The organism is Paenibacillus sp. FSL R7-0313 (genome assembly GCF_037969885.1).
In the GTDB taxonomy this organism is placed as follows: domain Bacteria; phylum Bacillota; class Bacilli; order Paenibacillales; family Paenibacillaceae; genus Paenibacillus.
The window spans coordinates 273,615-297,247 of the sequence record NZ_CP150219.1 but is presented as its reverse complement, the minus strand read 5'-3'; the positions used below and the strand labels follow the sequence as shown (position 1 = coordinate 297,247).

The window sequence follows — 23,633 nt, the reverse complement described above, 5'->3', positions numbered from 1 at the left end:
GTCCCGTGTAAACATCTTAGTTCCACTTATATAACAGAAGTCGAATATTGGTACGCATTTTGTGATATTTCTCGGGAAATAAATCGGCTGTGTTTCGTCAGGAAACGCGAAGCCATGGGACATTTAAAGGAGGAGCATATTGTGAGTATCAAAAGAGCGCTGGTCAGCGTATGGGATAAAACAGGCATCGTGGACTTTTGCCGCGAGCTGTCGCAAATGGGTGTGGAGATTATTTCGACAGGAGGTACAAGCAGCCTATTGTCGAAGGAAGGCGTACCTGTCATCGGAATTTCGGATGTGACCGGGTTCCCGGAAATCATGGACGGACGTGTTAAAACATTGCATCCAGCAGTTCATGGTGGGTTGCTGGCTGTTCGTGACAGCGAAGAGCATAAGCGCCAGATGGAAGAGAACGGATTGGGTTATATTGACCTCGTTGTCGTAAACCTCTATCCCTTCCAAGATACTATCGCCAAACCGGATGTGACGTACGAAGACGCGATCGAGAACATCGATATCGGTGGTCCAACCATGCTTCGCTCGGCTGCCAAAAACCATGCCTTTGTCAGTGTCGTTGTTGACACAGCAGATTACGGCAAGGTGCTTGAAGAAGTGCGCAGCAATGGAGATACCACACTCGAAACACGCAAACGGCTTGCGGCAAAAGTGTTCCGCCATACAGCGGCTTACGATGCAGTTATTTCTGACTATCTCTCTAACCTGAACGGCGATCCGTTGCCAGAGCGTCTGACGGTTACTTACGAAAAACTCCAGGATTTGCGTTACGGCGAAAATCCACACCAGCAGGCGGCATTCTACCGCAAACCGCTGGCTGCACAAGATACGTTGACAACAGCCGAGCAATTGCATGGCAAAGAGTTGTCTTACAATAACATCAACGATGCGAACGCAGCATTGCAGATTGTCAAAGAATTTGAAGAACCGGCGGTTGTTGCGGTTAAACATATGAACCCATGCGGCGTAGGTATTGGTGCAAGTATCTATGAGGCTTACAGCAAGGCATATGCTGCAGATCCAACGTCTATCTTTGGTGGCATTGTGGCAGCGAACCGCATTATCGATAGTGATACAGCAGGCAAATTGAGCGAGATTTTCCTGGAAATCATACTTGCTCCTGACTTTACACAGGAAGCTCTCGATATCTTGACGAAGAAGAAAAACATTCGTTTGCTGAAAACGGGTGAACTGAATGCTGCTCGTAAACGGGAGAGCCAATTCGTGGTAACGTCCATCGACGGTGGTATGATCGTGCAACAGTCCGATGTTCACTCCATTGAAGCGAGCGAGTTGAATGTTGTAACCGATCGTGCGCCATCGGAAGAAGAACTGAAACAGCTGTTGTTTGGCTGGAAAGTAGTTAAACATGTGAAATCCAACGCGATTGTACTTGCTGCAAATGACATGACGGTGGGTGTAGGCGCTGGACAAATGAATCGTGTGGGTGCAGCCAAAATTGCGATTGAGCAAGCTGGCGAGCAAGCAAAAGGTGCTATTCTGGCATCCGATGCGTTCTTCCCAATGGGTGATACGCTGGAACTGGCAGCAAAAGCCGGAATTACAGCGGTAATTCAACCTGGTGGTTCGATCAAAGACGAAGAATCCATCAAAGTAGCCAATGAATACGGAATTGCCATGGTCTTCACAGGCGTTCGTCACTTCAAACACTAGAGCAAAAAAGGTTTAATAAGGGGTGTCGCCAGTCATACTTATGACTTATGGTACACCCCCTCTTTTTTAGGTTGTTCAATACGCAGTAGCGTAACAAATCCAGTTATGCACGGAGGGGGAACAGAGCGAATGGATATTCTGGTAGTAGGCGGCGGTGGCCGGGAACATGCAATCATCTGGGCGTTGGCGAAGAGCCCAAAGGTAGACAAGATTCACTGTGCACCGGGAAATGCAGGCATTGCTCAGCTGGCTGAGTGTCATGCCGTTGCGGTGAATGAATTCGATAAACTAACGGCTCTTGCTGTAGAGCTTAAAGTGGGTTTAGTGGTTATTGGTCCGGATGATCCGCTGGCGGATGGGATCGTGGATGCATTTGACGTGACAGGTATTCCGGTGTTCGGACCTCGTCGCAATGCAGCTGAGATCGAAGGAAGTAAAACGTTCATGAAGGATCTACTGCACAAATACAACATTCCAACCGCAGCCTATGAGAAATTCGACAACTACGAACAGGCTCAAGCATACCTGAATGAACAAGCAATTCCGGTTGTCATCAAGGCAGATGGACTGGCAGCGGGCAAAGGTGTGACGGTAGCTTATTCGCGTGAAGAGGCTGATAAGGCACTTCGCAGCATCATGGTGGAGAAGGTATTTGGTGAAGCAGGAGCCAAAGTGATCATCGAGGAATTCCTCGCAGGGCAGGAGATGTCCATTCTGGCTTTTGTAGATGGAGAGACGGTTCGTCCGATGGCGGCAGCACAGGATCACAAACCTGTATTCGACAATGATCAGGGGCCAAACACAGGCGGTATGGGTACATACTCACCATTGCCACATATCCCTGCTTCGATTATTGAAGAAGCCGTGGAGACGATCATCAAACCAACGGCTAAAGCGATGGTGTCCGAGGGACGTCCATTCCAGGGTGTATTGTTTGCTGGGCTGATGATATCGCCGGATGGTAAACCCAAAACGATTGAGTTCAACGCACGGTTTGGTGATCCCGAAACACAGGTCGTATTGCCACGTCTGAAGAGTGACCTGTTTGACATCTTCTGGGCAACTGTTCATGGCAAACTGGCTGACATTGAGATTGAATGGAGTGATGAAGCCGCAGTATGTGTGGTGCTTGCTTCAGGAGGATATCCGGGTCCTTATGTGAAAGGTGTAGTCATTGAAGGACTCGATCAGGTGGATGATGCGGTTGTATTCCACGCAGGTACAGCGCGTAGTGAAGCAGGAGACTGGGTCACCAATGGTGGACGAATCCTGGGCGTAGTTGGCCTTGGTGCAGATATTGCCGAAGCTAGAAACAAAGCCTACGCAGAGGCGGAGCGTATCCAATTTGATGGCAAACATCAGCGGACGGATATAGCTGCTAAAGCACTGGTATAGAATGAATACAAGAGCCCGTATAGATGTATACCGGAAAGGTATTTGCATCCTGCGGGCTCTTTGCTGCGTATATAGATGTATCTTGTGCAAACGGCCGAACTTGTCCATACGGGAAAGACATGGGAAAGATACGAAACAGGATTTAATCTGGGTGTTTAGGCATGTTGTTTAATGCCCTAAAGTACAGGGTAGTATTTTTATAAATTGGACTATACTAAACATGTGAACATGTTCACATTATGAGATAATATCAATCATATTATATAAAGTACGTAACATACATAAAGACTAATTTGTGAACATTATACTGTAAGCTTGTGGCAAACCATAACGTGCAACTGGATGGTTGAGCGGGAAACATGGTATACTTTTCGGAAACAGGAATGAGTACGAGGGGAGGTGGATATCTATTGGGTAGGCGATATTGTAAATTGTCCAAATGGCGAATCTAGGTGGAGTTAAGCGAGGAACAATTGACAGCATGAGGGGTAACCCGATTTGAATGGAGAAGTTTCTGCAAGTCATTGACTTCATCTTGAATTCCTGTTTTGTATTTTACAAGGTCAAACAGTACGACATATACAAATATGATCATTATTCGATTTCATATAAGGCATACGCCATGATGAACGACAAACAGCGCATGAATGGTTAACCTAGTTAACGGATCACGCTGTAACTATCTCTGGAGGTGAATCCCTGAGAACCGGGGAAATCATTGGACATAATTACCATATTGAATATCGCTTTACTTATTATCTTGATTGCATTGACTGCATTTTTCGTAGCATCGGAGTTCGCTGTAGTCAAAATTCGTACATCAAGAGTGGATCAACTGGTTGCCGAAGGCAATAAAAAGGCAGTACTTGCCAAAAAAGTTGTCTCGGACCTGGATTATTATCTGTCAGCCTGTCAGCTCGGTATCACGGTTACTGCTCTAGGACTGGGAGCGCTCGGCAAACCGACGGTTGAGAGATTGTTATACCCGGTATTCAATTATTTAGATGTACCTGCTTCGATCTCATCAATTGCTTCCTATGCCATTGCCTTTATCCTCGTCACGTTTTTGCATGTGGTTGTTGGTGAGATGGCACCGAAAACGCTGGCGATTCAATTTTCAGAAAAACTGACATTAATGCTTGCCCCATCACTATACTGGTTTGGTAAAATCATGTATCCGTTCATCTGGGCGCTTAATGGAACCTCTCGTGTTCTTCTGCGAGGATTCGGTGTGAAGCCTGCCAAACATGATCAAGCCTACTCGGAGGACGAGATCAAGATCATCATGAACCAGAGTTATGAAGGTGACGAGAACAACAAGACCAAGCTTTCATATCTGGAAAATGTATTTGTGTTCGACGAACGTGATGCCAAAGACATCATGGTGCCACGTACGGAACTGGTGACATTAGATCAGGAAATGACCTATGACGATATTATTCCTATACTGGATGAACATAACTATTCACGTTACCCTGTCATCGAGGATGGGGACAAGGACCGCATTATTGGCGTTGTGAATGTGAAAAAGATTTTGCCCGACATGGTTGCCGCAAGATCGTATCAACTAAGCGAGTTCGTTCGTGAGATCCCATTCGTGTCCGAAGTTACGTCTATCCAGGATGCGATGATTAAAATGCAGCAGGAACGTGTACACATGGCCGTGGTCGTGGATGAATACGGTGGTACTTCGGGAATCATTACGATGGAGGATATTCTGGAGGAGCTGGTCGGTGAGATTCGTGATGAATTCGATGCCGATGAGGTGGCTGATATTCAGGAGACCGGAGAGAATCAATATCTCATTAATGGTCGGGTACTTTTGGATGAAGTGGAGCGACAGTTCGGGCTTAGCTTTGAAGGTAATGAAGAGATGGACACCGTTGCCGGATGGATTCAGTACCAGAAGGGTGTAGGTGTGGAAAAAGGCGACACGGTAGAACACGGCGATTATGTCTGGACCGTTGTTGATACCGAAAATTATCACATCAAACAAGTTCTTCTGGAGCGGGTAAACGGCGCGCAGGTTGAGGAAGCTACAAGCGATCTGGCGTAATGTTGGTTCGATCATAACTGTAATCTAGGGTTTTATTGCCTATTTGGCTACTGCCCTCAGAATTTAAAGCGTTTTGGCAACGTAACAGTGTAGGGGACGGAATCGATTCTGAAGAAGCGTAGCTTTCGCGTTTGCAAACCAATTTTATACCTTTGAAAACAACAATCAGGGAAATTTGGAGGCAATGGCGATCGGAAAAACGAGCCGTCACCGGAACGTCACTCGTGCAACCTTATTTTAAATTTTAATGGAGGTGAATCCCTCAGGTTGAGGGAAATCATTGGACGGAATAATAGCCTTGAATTTATTTTTAGTAGCCGTATTTATAGGTCTGACAGCCTTTTTCGTTGGAGCCGAATTTGCAATTCTTAAAGTACGGATGTCCCGAATCGATCAATTGATCTCGGAAGGTAACAAAAAGGCAGTACTGGCCAAAAAAGTGGCGCACAACCTGGATTATTATCTGTCAGCATGTCAATTGGGGATTACCATCACGGCGCTGGTATTGGGAGCCTTGGGTGAACCTACCGTTGAGAAAATGCTTCATCCGCTCTTTGAGCGCATGGAAGTGCCGGCGGCATTGTCTACCGTGCTTTCCTATGGTATTGCTCTGGCGATCATTACCTTCCTGCACGTGGTTATTGGTGAATTGGCACCGAAAACGCTGGCGATTCAGTTTGCAGAGAGAATGACGCTGTTGTTGGCACCACCACTGTACTGGTTCGGTAAAATCATGAATCCGTTCATCTATGCGCTGAATGGAGCTGCTCGTCTGTTGCTTGGTATCTTTGGTGTAAAACCTGCCGGGCATGATACCGTTCACTCCGAAGAAGAGCTGAAGCTGATTATGGCACAGAGCTATGAGAGTGGCGAGATCAACCAGACGGAGCTGGACTATCTCAAAAACATTTTTGCTTTTGATGAGCGTTTGCTTCAGGAGATCATGATTCCACGAGATAAAATTGTTACGTTGAATAAGGAAATGCCGCTTGATCAGATCATTGAAACGCTGAATCGACACGAATACACCAGATACCCTGTTATTGCGAATGGGGATCAGGCGCACTTTGTGGGCTTTATTAACACAAAAGAAATGTTGACGAGTGTCGCTGCGGGCAGAGACTTTAATATGGAGACATTTGTCCATAATACACCGAGTTTCTCCGAGCGTTCTCCAATCAAGGATGTGCTGATTCAGATGCAGCAAAGCCGCGTACACATTGCAACCGTGAAAAACGAGGCAGGTGCTACGGTAGGTATGGTTACGATGGAGGATATCCTTGAAGAGATTGTTGGAGATATCAAGGATGAATACGAGCATAAAGATTTGGTGAATCCACCAAAAAGAATGAAACTGGTTTAGGAAGCAGTGATACAAAAGTAATACAGGAATACGAAACAATCTAATCAATCGTTATAACGCTAAGCAGGTTCCCGGAGTGATCGGGGCCTGCTTTTTGTATTAAATCTTAATTTTAAAATAAAAGCTTGCATATTGAGGTACAATGGATTAATATAAATTTAAAGAATCTTAATTTAAAGATAAATAACGAAAAGCAATAAATAAAAGAAGCAAAAACAACCTATGATACAACTAAAACCAAGGGAGTGAAGATTATGTTCAGAACTTCAGGAATTCATCATATTACAGCTTTTGTTGACGATGCGCAGAAAAACGTTGATTTTTACGCAGGTGTGTTGGCGCTCAGACTGGTGAAAAAAACAATTAACTTTGATGCACCGGACGTGTATCACTTGTATTACGGGAATGAGCAGGGTGCACCGGGCACAATCATTACCTTTTTCCCACAGCAAAATTCAAGAAGAGGTGTCATTGGTTCCGGTCAGACTGGAGTTACCGTATATGCGGTTCCTGTAGGAAGCCTGCCTTTCTGGAAAGAACGTCTTGCTTCCTTTGATATTCCATATGAAAATAAAACCAGATTCGGTGAGCAGTACATTCGTTTCTTCGACAAAGGCGGTCTGTTGCTTGAACTGGTTGAACGTGAAGGTGGTCAGCCAAGCAACTGGAGTTTCAACGGTGTGACACCGGAGCATGCCATCAAAGGATTTGGTGGAGCCGTATTGTTCAGCCACGTTCCTGAGAAAACTATGGACGTCTTGGTGAGCAAACTGGGTCTGGAGCAAGTCGGTGAAGAGAACGGACTCCTTCGTCTTCAGGCAAGCGGCGATATTGGTCAGATCATCGATATTCAGTCCACAGGTATCCAGCGCGGGATTGGCGGAGCCGGAACGGTTCACCATATTGCATGGCGTGCCAAAGATTACGTGGAACATGAACAAATTCAGCAGGATCTTGAACAATCCGGATATCATCCAACGCCAGTCATTGACCGTCAATACTTCAACGCTGTGTATTTCCGGGAGCCGGGTGGTATATTGTTCGAACTGGCTACGGATCCTCCGGGATTTGCACGGGATGAACCAGCAGAGAGCATGGGTGAGAAACTGATGTTGCCTGAATGGTATGAACCACAGCGTGAGCAGATTGAACAATTGTTGCCACGAATTGAAGTACGTGAATGGAAAGGAGAGTCCAAATCATGACCACAACCAATACAATGAAACATATCTATAAAGCAGGTGCTCAGCCGGATGCTCCAACAATCCTGTTGCTTCATGGCACAGGCGGAACCGAGAACGATCTGATCGGTCTGGCGGAGATGATTGCGCCAGGAGCTGGCATACTTGGGGTACGGGGTAACGTATCGGAGAACGGGATGCCCCGTTTCTTCCGCCGATTGGCCGAAGGTGTTTTTGACGAAGAAGATCTGATTGCACGTACGGCGGAGTTGGGATCTTTTGTAGATGCAGCTGCGGTGGAATACGGTTTTGATCGGTCCAACGTGTATGCACTGGGTTACTCTAACGGTGCCAACATTGCGGCAAGCCTGATCTTCCATCAAGCGGATGTATTCAAAGGTGCAATTCTGCATCACCCGATGGTACCGCTGCGCGGACTGGAACTGCCGGATCTGAAAGGTCTGCCTGTGTTCATTGGTGCAGGTGAGAATGATCCGATTGTACCAAAACGTGAAACGGAGGAACTTGCTTCGCTACTGAGCGGTGCAGGTGCCGATGTAAACACGCATTGGGAGCGTCAGGGTCATCAGTTGACTCGTACCGAGGCAGAAGCCGCGGCAGCTTGGTTTAAGACTCAGGCGTAAATTGGGTGGATAGACGGTTATAAAACGTATAGAGACAGCCTGATCGTGAAGATCGGGCTGTTTTTCCTTTTTATTTTGATCATCGTCAGGAAGAGGAAATGATTGACTGGTGTTATGTAACCGTTTCTAACCGGGTAAACATTTGAATGTGTGGTAGATAACCTTGTATGCTTAGTGATATAGCTATGTATCAACATCATGAACTGGAGGGGTTAATGTGGAACGTAACATCAAGGAACTGGTACAGCGGATGACACTGGAAGAAAAAGCGGGCATGTGCTCGGGACTGGACTTTTGGCATCTGAAAGGGGTGGAGCGTCTTGGCATTCCATCCATCATGGTGACGGACGGACCTCACGGGCTACGCAAGCAGGATGGAAGTGCAGATCATCTAGGTCTGACGTCGAGCGTTCCTGCGACCTGTTTCCCGTCTGCGGCAGGACTGGCTAGTTCATGGGACAAGGAGCTGGCTCGTCAGGTCGGGGTAGCCCTGGGTGAGGAATGTCAGGCCGAGGATGTAGCAGTATTACTTGGACCGGGTGTAAATATTAAACGTTCCCCATTGGGTGGACGTAACTTTGAATACTTTTCCGAAGATCCGTTGTTATCTACGCAGATGGCTACCGGTCATATTCAGGGTGTGCAGAGCCAGGGTGTAGGTACGTCTCTCAAACACTTTGCAGTTAATAATCAGGAAGAACGACGCATGTCGATTGATGCGGTGGTGGATGAACGGACACTGCATGAGATTTATCTGGCAAGTTTCGAAGGTGCGGTGAAGGATGGACAGCCGTGGACGGTGATGTGTTCTTACAATAAGGTGAACGGTACGTACGCAGGTGAGAATGAATGGTTACTTACGGATATCCTGAAAGACGAATGGGGACACGAAGGTCTTGTGGTGTCAGACTGGGGCGCGGTCAATGAACGTGCAGACGCCCTTGCAGCAGGACTGGAACTGGAGATGCCTACAAGTGGTGGAATCGGTGAGCGTAAAGTGATCAATGCTGTAGAGAGCGGACAACTGCCGCTGGACAAGCTGGATCGGGCGGTGGAGCGTCTGCTTACGCTGATCTTCAATGCTGTTGATCAAAAGCAAGAAGGGGCAACCTATAACAAGGATGAGCACCACCAACTTGCACGCAAGGTGGCAGCCGAGAGTATGGTCTTGCTGAAAAATGAAGAGAGTATCCTGCCGCTGGGACGTGAAGGCGAAGTGGCGTTAATCGGGGCATTTGCGCGCAAACCTCGCTTCCAGGGCGGCGGCAGTTCCCATATTAATCCGACCAAAGTGGATGATATTGTAGAAGAGATGACCCAGGTGGCTGGCGAAGGTGTAACCTTCTCGTATGCCCCAGGTTATCGGATTGAAGCGGATGATGTGGATGAGACATTAATGCATGAGGCTGTTCAGGCGGCCAAGTCGGCGGATACTGCTGTAGTGTTTGTTGGATTGCCAGATCGTTATGAATCCGAAGGGTATGATCGTGCACATCTGCGTCTGCCTGACAATCATATTCGGCTGATCGAAGAGATTGTGAAGGTTCAATCACGTGTCGTCGTTGTGCTGAGCAACGGATCTCCAGTAGAGATGCCTTGGCTACCTCAGGTGCAAGCCGTGCTCGAAGCTTATCTTGGTGGACAGGCTGTTGGTGGAGCGATAGCTGATTTGTTGTATGGAGAGGTAAATCCGTCCGGTAAACTGGCAGAGACATTTCCTGCCAAGCTCAGCCATAATCCATCTTATCTGAATTTCCCGGGCGAAGGAGATCGTGTCGATTACCGGGAAGGCATCTTTGTTGGGTACCGCTATTATGATAAAAAAGAACTGGAGCCACTGTTCCCGTTTGGCTATGGACTGAGTTATACGACATTTGAATATGCTGATCTGAAGGTAGATCGCACAGAACTGACAGATCAGGATGAGGTGAACGTGCAAGTTAGGGTCACCAATACCGGAGACAGAGCGGGCAAGGAGATTGTACAGCTGTATGTCAGCGACGTAGAGAGCACAGTTATTCGTCCAGTCAAAGAACTGAAGGCTTTTGCCAAGGTGGCCCTTGAACCTGGAGAGTCAAAAGTGGTGAGCTTCACACTAAACAAGCGTTCATTCGCCTATTACAACGTAGATATGAAGGACTGGCATGTGGAGACCGGAGAGTTCGAGATACAGGTAGGCAGTTCCTCACGGGACATTCATGTGCATACACGTGTGAATGTAGAGTCTACAGCGACATTCCTTCCAACTTATACGCGTAATAGTACATTGGGTGATATCCAGCGTGATCCGGCCCATAAAAAGCTGCTGGACCAGGCTTTGCAACAATTTCAGGAGGCCAGCGGGTTTGGCGGTGATGATGCTGGTGATCATGCAGATATGATGGATGCGATGATGAAATATATGCCGCTGCGTGCACTGGTTGCGTTTAGCGGCGGGGCCATGACGGAAGAAGCGATGAATGAACTTCTGGAGCAGTTGAACAGCAAGGATCATGGTATTCGGGGATAAGGGGCTGCGGTCTTAAACCGAGTAGGCGCCCATCCTTGGATTAAGCGATTACGATTATGCGATCGTGCAGAAACTGCACACGAAGCAGTAAGAATGTATATATGAGAGCCAGCCGATAGTGGCTGGTACAGTTACCCGATCCGATCATGGATCGGGTTTTCTTTTTGCATAAAGGAAAAGGAGGGGAATGGAACGGTGGGATGCGGGGTGATCCATGCAACGTGGAAGAAAGCGACAGGACGGCTGTAACTTGCTGAGCAACATGGTTGTGGTAAAGCATGGATTAATCTATAATGAAGTAATTGATAATCATTTTCAATTAGAATCGGTGAAAGATGACCATACATGTAATCAGGAGGGGAACATGAATCCTAACTCTAGCTCACATACGTTTGGCTCAAGTGCGTTTGTTCAGACCCGCGATGGTCGCAAATTACATTATATGTCCAGAGGAACAGGGGAACTTACGGTGGTGTTTGAGTCCGGTATGGGCGCTTCCAGATCGAACTGGGGACTGGTTGCACCAGCCATTGCTGAGCATGCACGTGCAGTCGTGTATGACAGGGCAGGGGCAGGACGAAGTGATGTCGACTCGGCTCCCCGCAGCCTTGAACGCATTGCAGGGGATCTTGGGGAACTGCTGACAGCTCTGAGCCCGGGCCCATTCATTCTGGTTGGACATAGCTGGGGAGGTCCGATTGTACGGGCTGCGGCAGCTGCACATCTATCTCGATTACGTGGCATTATCCTGGTAGATCCATCAGACGAGCATTGCGAAATGTATTTTTCCAAGCTTACTAAAAAGAGCTTTGCCATCAATGGTTTCATTATTCCAATCATGGCGCGGACTGGCTTATATAAGATGCTTGGCAGCAAAGCTGGAAGTGTTCAGCCTGACGATGTGGCAGCGGATCACCTCAAGGAGGATTTCACTGTACGGGCAGCCAGCACGATGCTTGCGGAAGGTAAAACATTTTTGGATGACATGGCAGCACTGCTGGAACATCCTCCGGCTCTGGGTGATCTGGAAGTTAGCGTGATCTCGGGTACGAAACCGGGCAAGGGAGAGGGGAAAATCAGACCTGCCCTCATCACGGCGCATCGCCAGACGGTGAGCCAGCTATCCAATGCGAGATGGATTGGGGCTGATCAATCGGGACATTTGGTTATGTATACAGACCCTCAGGTCATTATTGATGAAATTGTACGAATGATAAATGAAGTGAGCTCAGGCGCAAGAACAGAACAAAAGTGATACAATACAAAGAAAAGCAGTGCGCGACATTGCTAAATAAGTTGAATTAATGATTTACACGATAACGGAGAGGACAGAAAGAACCTGAAAAAGCGAAGCGTTCGTCTAAAAGCTTTCTGAAAGAAAGCTGCGTCGGAAGCATACGCTATCAACGGATTTTTCCCTTGGAAAAAGGGAATCAAAAAAATCTGGGGATAACAGCGATTGGAGGGTTATTCTGTCATCGTAGTGTCAGTGTAAATGAACTGTAGTTCAACTTATATAGACCATATAAGCGGAGTGTGGAGACAACATGAAACCAGTTGAACAAGAACCAACGGGAACCACAAATCCCGGCCGTGCCAGTGTTGGTATGGAAGATATCGTGCGCGCACATCATGTGCTGCGTGAAGTCATTGTAAGAACGCCGTTGCAGCGGGACGCTGTATTGTCGGCCAAATATAACTGTAATGTGTATCTGAAAAGGGAAGACCTTCAAGTGGTGCGTTCGTTCAAAATCCGAGGCGCCTACAATATGATTCGCAGTCTGACGCCAGCCGAGATGGAGAAAGGGATTGTCTGTGCGAGTGCGGGCAACCATGCTCAGGGTGTCGCTTTTAGCTGTAATGCCCTTGGAATTAACGGCAAAATCTTCATGCCGAGTACAACGCCGAACCAGAAGGTGAAGCAGGTGAGACGTTTTGGCGGCAGCAACGTTGAAGTGGTGCTGATCGGAGATACGTATGACGATGCATACGCAGAAGCAATGCGTGCATGTGACGAACAGGGCATGACGTTCATCCATCCGTTTGATCAACCGAAGATTATTGCAGGTAATGGTACGGTAGCGATGGAAATTATGGAAAGTCTCGATGAGAATGCCGACTATGTATTCGTGACGATTGGTGGCGGAGGGCTGGCAGCCGGCGTGGGAACCTACATGAAGACCATGAGTCCGGAGACACGCATCATCGGTGTCGAGCCACTTGGGGCAGCCTCCATGAGTGAGGCGATGTTCCGCAAACAGGTTGTGACGCTGGATGATATAGATAAATTCGTGGATGGCGCAGCGGTGAAACGGGTTGGTGATCTGACCTATGATATCTGCAGCAGTATACTTGATGACATTGTGAAAGTGCCAGAAGGCAAAGCCTGCACAACTATTCTGGAGCTCTATAATGAAAATGCGATTGTGGTTGAGCCTGCCGGTTCCTTGGCTGTTGCGGCGCTGGAGCAGTATCGTGAGCAAATTGTGGGCAAGACAGTGGTTTGCGTCATTAGTGGCGGGAACAATGATATTGACCGGATGCAGGAGATCAAGGAACGTTCCCTCATCTATGAAGGTCTGAAGTATTATTTCATGGTTAATTTCCCACAGCGTGCAGGAGCTTTACGTGAATTCCTGGAGGAAGTTCTAGGGAAGAATGATGATATCACCCGATTTGAATATACGAAAAAGCATGATAAGGAAAATGGTCCTGCCTTGGTGGGCATCGAACTGATGTACAAGGAAGATTACCAACCACTCATTGAACGTATGAACCGCAAAGGTATCGCCTATACCGAGCTGAACAAAAATCTGAATCTGTTCAACATGTTAATCTGATGAATCATTCGACAGGGCAGTCAGGTATGCCGTCAGACAACATGGAGACAACTCCTCGGTTAAGACCTGCGCAGAAAGAAGATGCTGATCAGGTTATTCCTTTACTGTACCAAGCGATAGGAGACATTGCATACGCACTTGCAGGTGAGGCGGATCATGAGAAGGCGATGCAGATTTTGCAGGAGTTCTATGTACAGGAAAACAACCGGATTAGCTATCGTCATGTGACGGTGATGGAGCAGGATGGGCTGATCGCGGGGATTCTGGTGGCCTATGATGGCGGCGAAGCAGATCGTCTGGACCAGCCGATTCTGGATCGCCCTGGACGAAGCCAGGAAGAGAAGTATGCATTGGTCAAAGAAACCCGTCCGGGCGAGTATTATCTGGATACTCTCTCGGTAAGTGAAGCATATCAGGGGCAGGGCATCGGCCGCGCACTGATGGCTGCTTTTGAGGAGCAAGGCAGAGATCTGGGTCACTCGCAGGTATCCCTGATTGTAGAACGGGACAATGGCCGTGCGCTAATGCTGTACGAACGGCAGGGATATGTCAAAGATGACGTGATTGTCATCGCAGGACATGAGTATAATCATATGGTCAAACCGATTCAATAGTACAGAGCGCTGACGGTTAGTCAGTTTTGACTATAGAAGCATGAAGAAAACCGCCACAGGAGCGAATTCTGTGGCGGTTTTTGTTGTGGTTAACTGTTGGAATTTAGCCTGAATTTGAAACGGATGTTAACCTGGGGAACAGATTACTTAATAATTCGCATAGTCGCTGACCGGCACATTCTGCTCCAGCCATTTCTCGACAGCAGCCGTTTTTGCATACTTCGATTCCTTAACCACGTCCATAAAGGAATCCAGCTTGGTGAGGAATTCACTATCGACGGATGCAAGACGCTGCAAGACGCCGTTGTAGCCTCTTTGGGCGTTCGCAATCATTTTGTTCGTGTCATAATCAAACAGCGGTGTATTGTTCAGCCCATAAAAGGTATACAGGGTATAACTGTTTAACAGGTTATGCACCTGCTTGGCCCGATTTGATTTTGGATGCAGCTCCAAGAATCTTTCCTGGCTGAGTGCTCGAAGGAGAATTTCCTGATAACCAATGACCAGAGCACCGTCATCCGCAGGCAAGTTTTTCGTTTCCTTTGTCATGATATGGATGTAGCTTGAGATATCCTCTTTAATTACAGAGGTATATTTCACGAATGCCGCATAATTCATTATGGGATAGAGGGAGCCTTCGAGCATGACGAGGCGGTAGCCGCTGTCACGGGCTTCTTTTAACAGTGCACGCAGATCGGAGTCCTGGGTACGCTCCATAAGTTTGGTGAAGCTATCGTTCAATTTGTAAGCCTTGATCATCTTGTCCTGAACGTTAGGAACGAGCAGGCGGTCCGTCATGGCGCTTAGCGCCTTCAGGCGAGCATTCTCCAATTGAAGCACCATCAGGGTGGCGTGATGCTTTGTTACTTTTTTGATATGAGATTCGAGATAAGTATCCGCGGCAGGCAAGCCGTTCTTTTTGTAGAGCATGGACTGAAATGTTTTATATATGGTTGTTGAACTGGCAGTCGTGACTTTGTTGGTATCTGTACTGGAAGATGCGGCAGCAGCGACTCCGGATAATGGGGCTACAGTCGTTTGGAGCAGCATGAGGATAGCGGTGGCTGTAATGAAGGTGCGCATGCCTTTACGTTTGGCAGATTGGAACGATGATGTCATAGATATGAACCTCCCGTTAGTTGAGAAAATGATAGGCGTTGTTCACTAGTCACTATACATTAACCCAATTGGTGCAGGATATGGTTGCGGAATGGTGACAAATTCTTCTGTTATTTTTAACTTTTGGAGGGTGGAAGATAGAGGAAGATTTCTGAGAAAATATTTTTTGTACAACTGGAAACTTTTGAGCTGATCGGAACGTCTTAGTTGTGCATAGGTAAATACAGGAATTATTGAAAAGAACAGCGAATCTTTTTCGATGTTAACTAAATGGGAGAATGGGGATATAGGATATGAGGAAAGCGGGAGGAAAACAAGTGAAGAAGGTAATGTCAGCGCTGGCTGTATCGGCCATGCTGATGTCCGCACTTCCAACGTCGGTTATGGATGCAGCTGCGAGGATCAGCATATATATTAATGATGCGGAGTTATCATCTGCTCAGGCACCTGTGATGAAAGGTGGACGCGTACTGGTTCCGCTTCGGTCGATTTTTGAAGGATTGGATGCGAAGGTACAGTACACCAACAGAACCAAAACGATTGTTGCAACTCGCGATGATCAGGAAGTTACTTTGACACTCGGTTCCAAAACGGCATACATCAACGGGGAAGCGATATCGCTGGATGTACCTGCCAACACGATTAAGGGTAACACGATGGTTCCCATTCGTTTTGTTAGTGAAGCTTTTGGGGAAAAAGTATTCTGGAACTCACGCAATCAACGTGTAGATATCAAGACAACGGTAACACCTCCAGTGGATGAGACACAATATGCTGCATGGAACATCTATGGTTCGGTATCCGGAAGCAATGGAGATGGTCGTGACCTGACCGTGAGCTTTACACGTCCAACTTCAGAGAAGGCGGTATCTGCCTACCGGATTATGTTGGTGAAAACTCGTGATGTGAATAGCTTCACGGAGTCCTCAGCAACTGCCGTACCTGCTGCGAACTATACATCCATTACACCAAATGGCAGCAACCCGAAACTGACGCTTAATGCACAGACGCGTGACGTAAACGGGGATCTGCTCAATAGCAATGAAACGTATCGCCTGTATGTACTGACTGTTGGTAACAGCAGCAACAATTATAAAAATGCATTGAACTGGTCTTCCCAAGCATTGAAGCTTAATAATGTGAAATCCACAGTACAGGCGGTTACAAGCCTGCGTGCTACAGATATTAGCGACTATGGCGATGGTCGCGATCTGGAGATTAACTTCACGCAGCCGAGCACAACATCGAACATTACGTATTATCGTGCTTTTGTTGTTAAAGCGAAGGACTCTTCTGCGTTCAATCTGGCTGCAGCGAACAAAGTATCCAGTTCTAACTCCACGATTATATACAAAGGAAACAGTACCGCAGTGAAAAGCCAGCTGACTTCTTCGACACGGGATACGTCCGGTGAATTGATTAAAAGCGGCACAGCGTATGTGGTATACATCTTGTCCGTAAGCACAAATACAACAACAGACAGCAAGCTGTCCGCAGCATCATCTTCACTTACACTGTCCGTGAACACAGCAACATCTCCTGTAATTACGCAGGTGAGAGACAACTCGGATTATGGAGATGGTCGTGATATCCAGGTGAGCTTCAACCGATCATCGGATGAGTCCAAGGTGGCGAATTATCGCGTCTTTGTGGTGCGTAACTCGGTTGCCAGCAACTTCAATCTGACGACGGCAAGTAATCTGTCCTCCAGTCTGTACTATACGGTGAATAAAACAGGCAACAACATTACAACGACTTTGCCTTCATCCATGAAGGACACAAGCGGTTATAATGTAACGAATCTGCAAGATTATCGCATCTTTGTGATGGCGGTGGGAAATCAGCAAAATGGATACACCAATGCGCTGTCAGCTTCCTCCACAGCTCTGAGACTGACAACGAACGGTAACGCGGGAGTTATTAGCAACCTGGCTGTTGCGGATATTGGTGACTACGGTGATGGCCGTGATCTGCGGGTTTCTTTCAACAAAGCTGCGGATGAATCCAGAATCTCTGCCTACCGTGTATATGTTGTTCGTTCCGCTAATGTGGGCAGCTTCACGTTGAGCGCAGCTAATGCGTCGAGCAACTATACACAGGTGAACAAAACGGGTGGTAACCTGTCAGTAACGCTTCCGAACTATGCGGTAGATACCAATGGTTACACCATTACGAATAACGTTGCTTATCGAGTATTTGTGCTGTCGGTGAATAACAACGGAAACTCCAGTCAAAATGCTTTGTCTGGTTACTCTTCCCAAATTACGCTGACACAGAATGCGGCTATAACGGCTCCGAGCAATGTGGTGCCATCTGATATTGGGGATAACGGAGATGGACGTGATCTGCGTGTGACGTTTAATAAATCCGCGGATGAGACAAATGTGAATCATTACAGGGTGTTTGTAGTGAAAAATGCAAATGCAGGCAGCTTCAATCTGAACGTAGCCAACACGGTGAATAGCTCGAATTATACGTATGTAAGTAGAACGGGAAATAATCAGACGATTACTTTATCTAATGGTTCGAGAACAACGGATGGTGACTTGATCCGTAACGATGTAGGCTATCGAGTTTATGTAATGGCTGTGAACAATAACGCGTCTTTAACAAATGCAATATCGTCAGCCTCCGGTATAATCACACTGACTTCAAATGTCGCTGTAGCAGTGGCGAGCAATGTGAATGTAACCGTTAAAGATCAAGGACAGTCTGGAACGCCTTCGGATGTAACAATAACCTTCAATAAGGCAATTAGCGAGACCAATATCTCCAATTATCGTATCTTGATTGTGCCTGCTAACCAAGTGAGTGGATTCAATACAAGTTCTGCTCTTGGAATTAATTCTTTTATTGAAATCAACAAAAACAATGCGGGCAGTCCGGTAGTACTAAACGGTGGACATCGAGATATTAATGGTAGTGTCCTTGTAGCTGGACAGAAATACAAAGTGTTTGTCTTGTCCGTTTCGGACAGTACATCACGTGCTTCCAATCTGTCCTCTGCTTCCAATGAGTTTAATATCTTTGCACAAGCAAATGTGGTTCAAACTGCTACTATAACAGCCCTTCAAAATACAAGTACTGTAACCGAAGCGAGTTATAAGCTTACCTTTACTAAACCAACTGCTGAAACGGGGATTTCTGCATACCGACTCTTTATTGTTAAAGGAACAGATAATTTGGATATTACTACAGCAAGCTCTAACACTAGTTACCCAATTGGAAATCCTGCAGCGGTTGAAGTTACTTTAACGAAAACAGCTATAGATTCAACTGGAGCCAATCTGGTGGAAGGAGGCGAGTACAAGGTGTATATTCTTTCAGTTGCTGCAAATACAACAACGAATAAACATACACTTTCAGGCCCATCGGATACATTTAAGCTTGAGAAGGCTCAGTCTACGCCTACACAGGAGCCTGCGCCTGCTACCAATCCAGCAGCAAGTGAGGGGCAAACATCTCCACAGGGCTGAAGTAAAAATTTACACTGAAACAAACTCGAACACCCTTCCCATCCGGAAAGGGTGTTTTCATTATGTATGAACAATAATCGTTTGGCGTGAATCTCAAACTTGCTTTTTGAAAATCTTGTCGCCAAAAAGGTTCCTTAGACCATTGTTACATTGGAAACAAATCATTGATAATAAAGGTAAAGGGAAGTTGGCTATATAGATCGAACTAGACATTTACACGAAACGGAGTGGCTAGTGTAAATATCTTTAGTTCACTTTATGTAGAAGCCTATGAGCCGAAAGGAATGATGGAATGCTTGCATTTCGTTTGACGGGCCTGCCGGATTCCCGGTTGCCGCTGTACCTGTATTGTGTGGGCACGCAGGAAGAGAAAGTTCTGCATAGACCGGATGGATTTCCGGTGTATCAGTTGTTTTTGTCAGGCGGCGGTGAAGGGCAGTTCAGGCTTCCGGGAAAAGGGACATGGACGATGGGAGCAGGGCAGGTATTCATCGTGGAACCTGGGATTGCGCATGAGTATGTGCCTCATTCCAAATCCAAAGGAGAACTTGGTTATATCGGTTTTGGCGGTGCATCGGCTGGATCGGTACTTCAAAGCGCAGGTTTGCTTCAGAACGAGCCGTACCCTATCTCCGGTTTTGAAATCATCTGGTCCCGCATGACCAATCTCTGGCATGCGCTGGATCAAGGAGCAATGGAGATGTGGAACACATCAACCCTGATCTACCAGCTCATTTTGGATATAGCACAATCGAAAATTCCATCTGTTGTAGGTATTGGAGGTGATGAATCATCGATGGCACATGACGGTACTGTAACACGTTCTAATCGGGAGTCAGATCCGAGCAAGGATGCACTGGATGCACTTACCCGAGCCGTAGCTTTGATGCATACTCATTATCAGGACGATCTGTTATTGAAGCACATCGCTGACGCAGTGGGTTATTCGGTGCAACATCTCAACCGATTATTTCATCATCATTATGGCGTGACAGGACATCAATATATGCAGCGATTGCGTTTGCAGAAGGCTTCGGAATGGCTGGACAAGCACCCACGAGCAAGTGTACGAGAGGCGGCAGAGACCGTAGGCATGGAAGTGAACTATTTTATCCGGATGTTCAAGCGGGAGTTTGGAGAGACACCGGGAAAAGGAATCAAGCATAGGAACCGGCTCCAAATGGAAAAAGACCTCACGAGTTCGTGAAGTCCCTTAATAGCTTATATAACATGTTATGCTGTTTTCTTTTGTCCAAATAGAGGCCTTACCGTTGCAAGTCCCACAACTCCGATCACTGCACTCACCCACGGAGCCAGTGCAAATACCGGAAGCTTATCACGAAGTGGATACCCCACAAACAGCACAAGTACCACGATGACGATGTAGATGATGATGCCCTTAAGGTTAACCTTAGGTACGGTGTTCTTGTCCGCTCCTTCATCGTCCGGTCGCTCAGCAAGACGGCGAAGCATCTCCACTAATGCAATACCGCCAACTGCCGCAACGATTAGAGAGAACAGACTGATGTGTTGGAACGGCTCCGTATCTCCGCCAGTCCAACCCACGAACAATCCCACACATCCTTGAATCAACATGACAAAAGACAAAGCCGCCCAAGCAATCATGGCATACCACTTTGGTGTCCGTTTCACAGGCTCTGGATTCTCCGTTGACTGTGGTTCTACAGCGTTGGCTTTCTTTTTCAATGAAGCTGATGGACTATTACCACGGGTTGGGCTGGATTTACCCACCTCAACGGCATCTGTCTTCTCCGGTGCTGTATTTGTTATCCCGAGCTGTGCATGGATGTCTTGTTCCAGATCAGGTCCGTATAACTCGCGAGCGGGTTTGTTATCCCGCTGAGCCTGTACGATCGCTTTTCCTGCGGAGAGAATCCATTCTTCCTGTGTTCTCTCGTCCGCTGGCGCATGACGCGCAATTGTGCTGATCTCGTCATACAATTTCACATGTTCAGGTGTCATTCTACTCATCTCAGTTATTTGCCGATTCTGTATTTCTTTAAGCTTCTTATAGGAAATCCCCAATGATTGCTCCCCCTGTCTACACACATTCTGATCTTCCAATTGACTGAAGACCCTGACGGTATTTTAGTATACGGGAAGGGCTCTCGTTTCGCAAAGTCATTCCTTATAAAAAAGCTGCTCATGGTGGACCCATATCCATACACAGGCCAGTATAACGCAGGTGCATAACAGCACCAGTTTACCGTGATGTTGAATCCATTCCAGTAGATGTTCCATGAATTCATTCCTTTCGGCATAAGGACTCCGAGGCATATGCTGCCAATGATTGTTCGTTTATTTTCCCCCGTTCATGTGAAAATAATCCCTCACGCCTCCCAGATCTAACGATTGTGTGAAGTATGCATAAAGAGCAGCCGATTCCATCACAATAGTAGCATTTCCAACAGAAATCCAAGATTGGAGTGTGCTTGTTATGGATAAACAAACAGAATTGACGCGGAAGCTGCTAATGAACAGCAACTCCCGTGGAGTCGTGGACGAGGTTGTATCCTTTGAAGAGAACCTTGAAGATACGGAGTATGCAGAAGAACTGACAGATGGCAATCTGAGGGGAAGAAGTTTCTGGGACAATAGTGATTCGGGTCATGAGCATGAGTGGAATGGACGGGTGGAGACCCACGAGATGTTCCGTAGAAGCTACGAATAACGATCCTGCAACACTTGGTTTGAATTCCAAATGATATCCGGGCCAGCTGTCACCAGCTTGGCTCATTTTTTTGCGCTTATCAACCGATAAAATGTAGATTAGCAGTCAACGTAGAAAGGGTTCTTACTTACGTTGACTTGAAGGTTACGGGATGATAATATATGAATAACATCTTAATACACACTAAACTTATCGGATTATATATATTTAATAAATGGAACTCAACAGGCTAAGCGTGGAAAGGGGAAATCGGTATGGAACGTCAGATCAGTATCCGTCATGGGCAGGAAGAATTAACAGCCACGATTCATTATCCGGTTGTGAAAGATATCAAGGAGGAGAAGAGTCAGCAGCGAGTACCTCTGGCAGTCATCTGCCACGGCTTCGTTGGTAGTCGGATCGGCGTGGATCGTTTGTTTGTAAAGACTGCACGGGAGCTGGCTGAAGACGGTTATCTGGTCCTGCGTTTCGATTATATCGGTTGCGGAGAGAGCAGCGGGGAGTACGGAGCGGAGGGACTGGAGTCCATGGTGCTGCAGACCCGTTCGGTGCTGGACTACGCGGTGAATTGCAGTGATGTAGATCCTACGCGTGTTACGCTAATTGGTCATAGTCTGGGTGGGGCCGTTGCGTTACTAACTGCTGTGCGCGACAAACGTGTTAAAAACCTGGTTATGTGGTCCTCCGTAGGTTATCCATTCAATGATATCGTGAAGATTACGGGACGGGAAGTATACGATGAAGGCGTGAAACTGGGTGCGGCTGATTATCTTGGATACAAATTCACACCAACCTTCTTCGAGTCTCTTGCTGAACAACAGCCATTCCAGGAAGCAGTTAAGTTTAGCGGTGATGTTCTCGTCGTGCATGGTACATCAGATGAGATTATTCCTGTAGACTACGCATTCCTGTATCAAAAGGTATTCTGGATGCGTCAGGAAGGTCGTTGCGACAAGGAGATTATCTTCCAAGGCGATCACACCTTCTCTTCAGGTAAAGAGCGGGAACAGCTCATTACGCGTACGAGAGAGTGGCTGGGCGAACGTCAGAAGATCGAGCAGGATTGGCAGCACTGGATGATATAAGTGGCAGGATTACAACTGTTTGGGGATGTCAGCTTGGAAAAGCGCCTTCTTAAGGGTAAAATAGAGGAGTAAGCATTCTATCCGTGTCTGGAGGTTGGCAGCAATGACATTACCCGCACTTTTCATTGCGCATGGTTCTCCCGCTCTGGCGGTGGAGAGCAATGACTACACTCACTTCTTGAACCAGCTTGGAGACAGGCTGCCGGCTCCGAAAGCCATTGTTGTATTTACGGCGCATTGGGATTGTCCTGAACCGTCCGTGACGATGGATGATACACATCAGACCTTGCATGATTTTTACGGATTTCCTTCTACGATGTATACGATGGAATACCCTGCATCTGGGCAGCCAGATTTAGCCAACGAGATATGTGCTTTGTTCACCCGCAGCAATCTGGCACATCAGCCGATTCGAGGCAGAGGGCTGGATCATGGCGTATGGGTACCGTTGCTCCATATGTATCCCGAGGCTAATATCCCTGTGATTGCTGTATCTGTAGACTCGCTACGTACGCCGCAGGAACAGTATGATATTGGCCGAATGCTGGAACAGCTGCGTCATGATGATGTGCTGATCATTGGCAGTGGTGGAACGGTTCACAATTTACGATTGCTGGGCAATACGGATGAACCGCAAGAGTGGGCGGTGGAATTTGATAACTGGATCGGTGACCGCTTGCAGCAGTGGAACACAAGAGAACTGTTTCAATATGAGAAAAAAGCCCCTCATGCACGCACGGCAGTTCCGTCGTATGGTACAGAACACCTTGCACCTTTGTTCTACGCCATGGGTACAGCGGATATGTCCCGATCAGCGAAGCGTTTATTCCAGTCTTACCCTTATGGAACGCTCAGCTTGAACTGCTGGCAGTTTGGAGACGGCGTGTAACTTGGAACAGACAACAGCCTAATTATGGTGTTTGAAGCCAGTTGGGTACGGATAACTTGTGTTAATGTATACAATTACAAT

18 protein-coding genes are annotated in these 23,633 nt (G+C 47.0%); 16 read left to right on the top strand and 2 right to left on the bottom strand.

Features of this window, described 5'->3' with window-relative positions:
• Positions 1-141: 141 nt before the first annotated feature.
• From purH to NSQ38_RS01085, 11 genes are all read left to right on the top strand, one after another.
• Complete coding sequence (gene purH / locus NSQ38_RS01135) at positions 142-1,689, top strand: bifunctional phosphoribosylaminoimidazolecarboxamide formyltransferase/IMP cyclohydrolase (RefSeq protein ID WP_133387391.1); 1,548 nt, start codon at positions 142-144, stop codon at positions 1,687-1,689.
• A 129-nt stretch (positions 1,690-1,818) separates the two neighbouring features.
• Positions 1,819-3,084: a phosphoribosylamine--glycine ligase gene (gene purD, locus NSQ38_RS01130; protein ID WP_339786391.1), complete on the top strand. Its 1,266-nt coding sequence runs from the start codon at positions 1,819-1,821 to the stop codon at positions 3,082-3,084.
• 502 nt (positions 3,085-3,586) lie between these two features.
• Positions 3,587-3,739, top strand: coding sequence for a hypothetical protein (locus NSQ38_RS01125; RefSeq protein WP_339786388.1), 153 nt, complete (start codon positions 3,587-3,589; stop codon positions 3,737-3,739).
• A gap of 63 nt (positions 3,740-3,802) precedes the next feature.
• Entirely contained in the window at positions 3,803-5,140 is a 1,338-nt protein-coding gene (locus NSQ38_RS01120; RefSeq protein ID WP_339786385.1) for a hemolysin family protein, read from the top strand.
• 280 nt (positions 5,141-5,420) lie between these two features.
• Positions 5,421-6,503 (top strand): hemolysin family protein, encoded by a 1,083-nt coding sequence (locus NSQ38_RS01115; protein WP_124118555.1) that lies wholly within the window; start codon positions 5,421-5,423, stop codon positions 6,501-6,503.
• Positions 6,504-6,754: 251 nt separating this feature from the next.
• Complete coding sequence (locus NSQ38_RS01110; RefSeq protein ID WP_091038938.1) at positions 6,755-7,708, top strand: ring-cleaving dioxygenase; 954 nt, start codon at positions 6,755-6,757, stop codon at positions 7,706-7,708.
• 14 nt (positions 7,709-7,722) lie between these two features.
• On the top strand, positions 7,723-8,328 hold the full coding sequence (locus tag NSQ38_RS01105) for an alpha/beta hydrolase (RefSeq protein ID WP_339790352.1): 606 nt from the start codon (positions 7,723-7,725) through the stop codon (positions 8,326-8,328).
• Between the two features lie 217 nt (positions 8,329-8,545).
• Positions 8,546-10,837: a glycoside hydrolase family 3 C-terminal domain-containing protein gene (locus tag NSQ38_RS01100; protein ID WP_339786382.1), complete on the top strand. Its 2,292-nt coding sequence runs from the start codon at positions 8,546-8,548 to the stop codon at positions 10,835-10,837.
• Between the two features lie 364 nt (positions 10,838-11,201).
• On the top strand, positions 11,202-12,092 hold the full coding sequence (locus NSQ38_RS01095; RefSeq protein ID WP_339786379.1) for an alpha/beta hydrolase: 891 nt from the start codon (positions 11,202-11,204) through the stop codon (positions 12,090-12,092).
• Positions 12,093-12,384: 292 nt separating this feature from the next.
• On the top strand, positions 12,385-13,677 hold the full coding sequence (ilvA, locus tag NSQ38_RS01090) for a threonine ammonia-lyase IlvA (protein WP_339786376.1): 1,293 nt from the start codon (positions 12,385-12,387) through the stop codon (positions 13,675-13,677).
• A gap of 41 nt (positions 13,678-13,718) precedes the next feature.
• The gene (locus NSQ38_RS01085) at positions 13,719-14,291 is read left to right on the top strand and encodes a GNAT family N-acetyltransferase (protein ID WP_339786373.1); all 573 of its coding nucleotides are present in this window, start codon (positions 13,719-13,721) and stop codon (positions 14,289-14,291) included.
• A 147-nt stretch (positions 14,292-14,438) separates the two neighbouring features.
• Here NSQ38_RS01085 and NSQ38_RS01080 read toward each other — a convergent pair whose 3' ends face one another.
• The gene (locus NSQ38_RS01080) at positions 14,439-15,410 is read right to left on the bottom strand and encodes a hypothetical protein (RefSeq protein WP_339786371.1); all 972 of its coding nucleotides are present in this window, start codon (positions 15,408-15,410) and stop codon (positions 14,439-14,441) included.
• A 317-nt stretch (positions 15,411-15,727) separates the two neighbouring features.
• Between NSQ38_RS01080 and NSQ38_RS01075 the strand changes: the two genes are divergently transcribed.
• On the top strand, positions 15,728-18,886 hold the full coding sequence (locus tag NSQ38_RS01075) for a copper amine oxidase N-terminal domain-containing protein (protein WP_339786369.1): 3,159 nt from the start codon (positions 15,728-15,730) through the stop codon (positions 18,884-18,886).
• A gap of 292 nt (positions 18,887-19,178) precedes the next feature.
• The gene (locus NSQ38_RS01070) at positions 19,179-20,093 is read left to right on the top strand and encodes an AraC family transcriptional regulator (RefSeq protein ID WP_339786366.1); all 915 of its coding nucleotides are present in this window, start codon (positions 19,179-19,181) and stop codon (positions 20,091-20,093) included.
• Between the two features lie 26 nt (positions 20,094-20,119).
• Here NSQ38_RS01070 and NSQ38_RS01065 read toward each other — a convergent pair whose 3' ends face one another.
• A complete protein-coding gene (locus tag NSQ38_RS01065; RefSeq protein ID WP_339786364.1) occupies positions 20,120-20,878 on the bottom strand; it encodes a hypothetical protein in 759 nt (252 codons plus the stop codon).
• Positions 20,879-21,344: 466 nt separating this feature from the next.
• Between NSQ38_RS01065 and NSQ38_RS01060 the strand changes: the two genes are divergently transcribed.
• The 3 genes from NSQ38_RS01060 (at position 21,345) to NSQ38_RS01050 (ending at position 23,552) form a co-directional block, all read left to right on the top strand.
• Complete coding sequence (locus NSQ38_RS01060) at positions 21,345-21,578, top strand: hypothetical protein (protein WP_091038808.1); 234 nt, start codon at positions 21,345-21,347, stop codon at positions 21,576-21,578.
• A gap of 254 nt (positions 21,579-21,832) precedes the next feature.
• Positions 21,833-22,663 (top strand): alpha/beta fold hydrolase, encoded by an 831-nt coding sequence (locus NSQ38_RS01055; protein WP_036606057.1) that lies wholly within the window; start codon positions 21,833-21,835, stop codon positions 22,661-22,663.
• 103 nt (positions 22,664-22,766) lie between these two features.
• The gene (locus NSQ38_RS01050; RefSeq protein WP_339786361.1) at positions 22,767-23,552 is read left to right on the top strand and encodes a class III extradiol ring-cleavage dioxygenase; all 786 of its coding nucleotides are present in this window, start codon (positions 22,767-22,769) and stop codon (positions 23,550-23,552) included.
• Positions 23,553-23,633 lie beyond the last annotated feature (81 nt).

Excerpts from the sequence above, each read along its gene's own strand:
- purD (WP_339786391.1), top strand. The coding sequence starts at position 1,819 with ATGGATATTCTGGTAGTAGGCGGCGGTGGCCGGGAACATGCAATCATC.
- NSQ38_RS01125 (WP_339786388.1), top strand. The coding sequence starts at position 3,587 with ATGGAGAAGTTTCTGCAAGTCATTGACTTCATCTTGAATTCCTGTTTT.
- NSQ38_RS01105 (WP_339790352.1), top strand. The coding sequence starts at position 7,723 with ATGAAACATATCTATAAAGCAGGTGCTCAGCCGGATGCTCCAACAATC.
- NSQ38_RS01095 (WP_339786379.1), top strand. The coding sequence starts at position 11,202 with ATGAATCCTAACTCTAGCTCACATACGTTTGGCTCAAGTGCGTTTGTT.
- ilvA (WP_339786376.1), top strand. The coding sequence starts at position 12,385 with ATGAAACCAGTTGAACAAGAACCAACGGGAACCACAAATCCCGGCCGT.
- NSQ38_RS01085 (WP_339786373.1), top strand. The coding sequence starts at position 13,719 with ATGGAGACAACTCCTCGGTTAAGACCTGCGCAGAAAGAAGATGCTGAT.
- NSQ38_RS01080 (WP_339786371.1), bottom strand. The coding sequence starts at position 15,410 with ATGACATCATCGTTCCAATCTGCCAAACGTAAAGGCATGCGCACCTTC.
- NSQ38_RS01070 (WP_339786366.1), top strand. The coding sequence starts at position 19,179 with ATGCTTGCATTTCGTTTGACGGGCCTGCCGGATTCCCGGTTGCCGCTG.
- NSQ38_RS01065 (WP_339786364.1), bottom strand. The coding sequence starts at position 20,878 with ATGAGTAGAATGACACCTGAACATGTGAAATTGTATGACGAGATCAGC.
- NSQ38_RS01060 (WP_091038808.1), top strand. The coding sequence starts at position 21,345 with ATGGATAAACAAACAGAATTGACGCGGAAGCTGCTAATGAACAGCAAC.
- NSQ38_RS01055 (WP_036606057.1), top strand. The coding sequence starts at position 21,833 with ATGGAACGTCAGATCAGTATCCGTCATGGGCAGGAAGAATTAACAGCC.
- NSQ38_RS01050 (WP_339786361.1), top strand. The coding sequence starts at position 22,767 with ATGACATTACCCGCACTTTTCATTGCGCATGGTTCTCCCGCTCTGGCG.